Source organism: Nocardioides sp. CPCC 206348 (assembly GCF_048654705.1).
Lineage (GTDB): Bacteria > Actinomycetota > Actinomycetes > Propionibacteriales > Nocardioidaceae > Nocardioides.
The window spans coordinates 5,747-7,764 of sequence record NZ_JBMCZA010000221.1 but is presented as its reverse complement, the minus strand read 5'-3'; the positions used below and the strand labels follow the sequence as shown (position 1 = coordinate 7,764).

Here is a 2,018-nt window from a genome sequence, read left to right as displayed (position 1 = left end):
CCGGTCGAGGGCACCTCGGCGAGGAGGAGCCAGGCGGACCCGATCGCGACCGGCGGCACCAGCATGATCCACGGCACCACCGAGGCCGAGGTGTTGCGCGACAGCAGTCCGTTGAAGATGCCGTAGCCGACCAGCGACGCCAGCCCCGCGGTGTAGAGCGTGGACACGGCCGCCTTCCAGCCGAACGCCGCGACGCCGTCGGCGAGCGCACCCGGTCCGTCGAGGACCATCGACAGTGCGATCAGCGGGATCGGGACGACGAGGGCCGACCAGACGGTGAGCGCCAGTCCCCCGGTGGCGCCCGACGCGCGGGAGACGACGTTGCCGATGGCCCACATCAGCGCACCCATCAGGCACAGCGCGAGCGCGATCAGGGGCACGTGTCCGCCGCGGCCGAAGCCGACGACGACCAGTCCGGCGGCCCCGAGCACGACGCCGATCGTCTGCGGACGGGTGGGCCGTTCACGGAGCACCACGGTGGCGATCAGGATCGTCAGCACGACCTGGGCCTGGAGCACCAGTCCGGCGAGCCCGGGTGGCATGCCGGCGTCCATGGCGACGTACAGGAAGGCGAACTGGCCGAGCGACATGAAGACACCGACGGCCGCGACGGTGCGCCACGGCACGGGCGGCGGGTCGAGCAGGAACACCGCCGGCACGACCACCGCGAGGAAGCGGGCGGCCAGGAACAGCAGCGGCGGTACGTCGCCCATGCCCCAGTCGATCACGACGAAGTTGAAGCCCCAGATCACGGCGACGAGCGCGGCGAGGGACTGGTCCTTGCGATTCACGTGACCAGCATTGCCGCCACGACCATGAAGCACCAGCGAATAGATCTGTGCCATTTGATGTAGCGTTGCTACATGATTGATCTGGACGCCCTGGCCGGTCTGCAGGCAGTCGCCACCCACGGCTCGGTCGTCGCCGCGGCCGCCGCGACCGGCTTCACCCCCAGTGCCATCTCCCAGCAGGTCAAGCGGCTCGAGCGCCAGACAGGCGTGCCGCTGCTCGAACGCGTCGGTCGCGGCGTGATGCTCACCAGCCACGGCCACCACCTGGTCGACGCCGGCCAGCAGGTCCTCTCTGATCTCGAGCTGCTCGAGACCAACCTGCAGCAGCGCGCCGGTGTCGTTGCCGGCCGGATCCGTCTCGCCGCGTTCTCCACCGCCATGCGTGGCCTGGTGGCACCCATCGCCCGGGGCCTGCGCGACGCCCACCCCGACCTGGCCCTCACCCTGCGCGAGGGCGAGCCGTGGGACGTCGTCGACCTCGTGGCGAGCGGCCAGGTCGAGCTCGGGATCGTGCACCGCTGGGGAGGCGTCGCGCAGACCATCCCCGACCACGTGGTCGCCACTCCCCTGCACGGCGACGTCGCCGACCTGATCGTCCACTGCGACGACCCGCTCGCCCGCCGCCGCAGCGTCACACCCCACGACCTGGTCGACGTGGACTGGATCGCCACCCCCGAGGGCACCATCTGTCGCCAGTGGCTCTCCCGGATGTACGACGGCACCGGCCGCCCGCCCCGGATCGCCCACGTGTCAGCGGAGTTCGACTCGCACCTCGCCCTCGTCGCCGCAGGACTCGGCGTCGCACTGGTCCCGCGAATGGGTCGCGCGCCGCTCGGTGACCAGCTGGTCGCCGTACCCGTGACCGATCCGGAACCGATCCGCCTGATCGACGCGTTGCACCGCCGCACCATGGCGGACTCCCCCGCCGTCCAGGCGGTGCTGGCGGCGTTCGATCAGGTCGGAGCTGGCGTCGAGCCATGAGCGCCACCACGATCGCGCCAGCGTCGCCACGCCGGACCCGCAGCTGGGCACTGCTTGCCGCGGGCACGCTCCTTGCGGTCATTGCGTTGCCGGCCGTCGCCTACGAGTACAGGTACGTGTGGGCGGACCGACTTCTCGACCATCCCATGGCCTTCGGAGCCATCGGGTGGTCCCTGGTGGCCGTCGCTGGATACCTCATCCCGCGCCGTACCTGGCAGCAGCTGATGGTGGGACTGACGTCAGCCG

3 protein-coding genes are annotated in these 2,018 nt (G+C 70.9%); 2 read left to right on the top strand and 1 reads right to left on the bottom strand.

Annotated features, from left to right (window positions below; all coding sequences use genetic code 11):
- The coding region (locus ACOADB_RS24815; protein ID WP_378605162.1) for an EamA family transporter at positions 1–845 on the bottom strand (845 nt) is incomplete at its 3' end.
- A gap of 18 nt (positions 846–863) precedes the next feature.
- On the opposite strand from ACOADB_RS24815, the gene ACOADB_RS24810 reads away from it, so the two are divergent.
- Positions 864–1,772 carry a LysR family transcriptional regulator gene (locus tag ACOADB_RS24810; protein ID WP_378605159.1) on the top strand — a complete coding sequence of 303 codons (909 nt, stop codon included), beginning with the start codon at positions 864–866 and terminating at the stop codon, positions 1,770–1,772.
- Positions 1,769–2,018: hypothetical protein (locus ACOADB_RS24805; protein WP_378605156.1), on the top strand; the 250-nt coding region annotated here is incomplete at its 3' end. The genes ACOADB_RS24810 and ACOADB_RS24805, both read left to right, overlap by 4 nt.